Raw genomic sequence first — 2,894 nt, 5'->3', positions numbered from 1 at the left:
AATCAGGTATCTGAGAATCCCTAGTTTTTCTTCCTCCCCCTCTTCGACGAATTCTCTTTTGGTTTAAGGTGGGTTCTGATTCACTTTTTAACTCCTTAATACCCTTGGCTATTGTATTTCTATTTACTCCCAAAACTCGGGCTATGTAAATAATTCCACCACGACCTAGTTTTACCGCTTAAGAAAGCTGCATATTTTCTTTGGTCTTTTTCAGATAAAAACTGATGATGTTTGAGCATTAAAGCAGTAATTTCATCTGAGTAATACATAAATTAAGTTAGTAAGAAATGATTCAAATCAACCAATCATCAGGGACATAAGAAGAAACAGGTAGGTATAATATTTGACATCTATACCGAAACATAAACGTATTCATATTCACTCATTTATTTATTATACATCGCTGATGTTATTAAATTTTTATTCCTTAAGGCAGTTTGCCAAGATGCGATCGCTCCTGGCGCGTCTCCTGCACGATATCGTTCAATTCCTTGTTGTACGAGTTGCCTGGCATTTGCAGACTGTGCAGTTGCTACTTCTGGCCATTGCAAAGTGGTGAAGGGAACATAATTGGGCCACAGGCAAATTGTGAGGCTGCTCAGGAATAAAACTACCAGAAGGTGACGGACGCGGAATTGGCGGTGTCGGCTTGGCATAGGTGGATGCGGTAGGTTCCAAGGAGGATTTTAAACTAAGTTTTATCTTTATTAGCCGATCGTTTTAATGAATTTTCTGTTAATTAAATTTCAAGTTGTTTATTGAGCAAGGGCGGAGCCAGTTCTTTCCCGCGAATCGTGCAGTCCGTAGATTGTTTTTGCACTCGGGTCGATCGCGATCGATTCAGCAGCCCCCCAATTCGGAAACGGAATGACGCGATATCCCATCCGCCAAAGTTCCTGAAACACGGGATTAGCAAGCGCGTAAGGTTCGGCGATAACAACATTCGGGAGTCCTTGATAGTGAATTCGCGGAGCATCTACCCATTGTTGATGCGTCAGATTTGCTTCTCGATTGAGAATAACTTGTAGAACTGTGGTGGGAATTGTGGAACCGCCGCGGCTACCAGTGGCTAAAACAGGTTGGTTGTTCAGCAGCACAATTGTTGGAGTCATCGAACTGAGGGGACGTTTTAAGGGTGCGATCGCGTTGGCGCTTCCCTGAACCAATCCATAAGTATTAGGAACGGCAGGTTTTGCTGTAAAATCATCCATTTCATTATTGAGGAAAAATCCAGTTTGTCCGGCGATTACACCTGCTCCAAATAAACCATTTATCGTATAAGTTACGCTAACTATATTGCCTTGTCGGTCTGCGATCGTATAGTGCGTGGTGTGGTTGCCTTCAACGGCGGGATTGGTGCGGTAAACCCGATTTGGATCGATCGCGCGATCGCTCTTAATCTTTTGCCGAATCGTTGCAGCGTAAGACTTGGATAGCAACCGATCTAACGGATTGCGCACAAATGCCGGATCGCCTAGCATGGCATTGCGATCGGCATATGCAAATAACATGGCGCTGAATCGACGGTGCAGCGTTTGGGACAAGCGATCGGACTGCGGATAGCCTTCTAAAATATTCAGCATTTGACACAGCGTTGCGCCGCCACCGGGCGGAGGGGCTGTCAGAATTTGATAGTTGCGGTACTGACATTGCAGCGGCACGGTATCGCGAACCCGATACTTCGCTAAATCTGTTTTCGTTAAAATACCCCGCCCTTGTTGACTTGCCGTAACAAGTTCGTCTGCGATCGCGCCCTGATAAAAAGCATCCGATCCCCGATCCGCGATCGAACGCAGCGATCGCGCTAGATGCGATTGCACCAGACGATCGCCCGACTGATACGGCTTTCCGTTTTTGAGAAAGATCGAAGCAACATTCGGCTGAGTTTTAAAGGTTTTGGTGAATCCCTGCAAAAGTGCTGCATCAGCAGCTTGCAAGATAAATCCTCGTTCCGCAAGCGCGATCGCACTCGCCATCACTTGCTGGCGGTTGCGAGTGCCGTAAGTCGTTAACGCATAATCCAGCCCCTTCACCGTTCCCGGAACGCCGACTGCAAGATAGCCTTTAGTGCTTAGATTCCGAATTACTTGCCCTTTGGCGTCTAAATACATATTTGGGGTTGCCGCACCCGGTGCCATCTCCCGAAAATCCAAAAAGCGGCTGCGACCATCTGCAAACCGGATCAGCATGAAACCACCGCCACCCAAATTGCCGCAGCAGGGATACGTTACCGCCAGCGCGTACCCTACACCCACCGCCGCATCGATCGCGTTTCCACCCTGGTTCAAAATAGCAATCCCAGCTTGCGTTGCTTCGTGCTGTTCGCTCACCACCATACCTGTTGTTCCAAGTTTCGCTGTAGTTGGAGTTGCGATCGCCCCATTCGAGTTACAAGAAGGAGCGCTCGATCGCAGACAAATTCCACCACTTACAATTTGATACAACATGGCGATCGAGTAATTTGTTTTTGCCAGCAAAAGATCGATGACTAAAATAAGACCAAGACCCGTGGTGCCAAATACCAAGCCCCACAAAATCCTTTTGCATTGCGCTTTACTCGGACGTAATTTTTGCGGGATGAGATTCACCACTATTCTCTGATGTCTTTACTAATGCGGACATTTGCAAGCAGCGACTGTTCGCTCCTTGTGGAACAAGATAAACAACTCAACGGTCATTCAAAAAGCGATCGCTACCATGATTCGAGTTAGCAGAAATCCCGCCAGTAAATCGAAAAAGTTGACGACCTGCCTAACTTTTACAATCTAAACTAGAATCTTCCCTCTTACTAAAGTTATAATTTTGTTTGTATCTTTAGGTATATTAAATACAAGTTTAGCAATACTTCGGACAGTTTTTAAGCAGCGAGAGTACCATAGGATAAGACTGACGCA

General features: G+C 46.0%; 2 protein-coding genes. Both read right to left on the bottom strand.

Annotation, left to right across the window (positions count from 1 at the left end; translation table 11 throughout):
- Nucleotides 1–386: 386 nt before the first annotated feature.
- The gene (locus tag QT974_RS33080; RefSeq protein ID WP_333472597.1) at nt 387–656 is read right to left on the bottom strand and encodes a hypothetical protein; all 270 of its coding nucleotides are present in this window, start codon (nt 654–656) and stop codon (nt 387–389) included.
- A gap of 99 nt (nt 657–755) precedes the next feature.
- Nucleotides 756–2,447 (bottom strand): gamma-glutamyltransferase, encoded by a 1,692-nt coding sequence (gene ggt, locus QT974_RS33075; protein WP_333472596.1) that lies wholly within the window; start codon nt 2,445–2,447, stop codon nt 756–758.
- Between the last annotated feature and the right edge of the window lie 447 nt (nt 2,448–2,894).

It is taken from the genome of Microcoleus sp. BM001215392 (assembly GCF_036700185.1).
GTDB lineage: Bacteria > Cyanobacteriota > Cyanobacteriia > Cyanobacteriales > Microcoleaceae > Microcoleus.
This window is presented reverse-complemented; position numbering and strand designations above follow the sequence as displayed.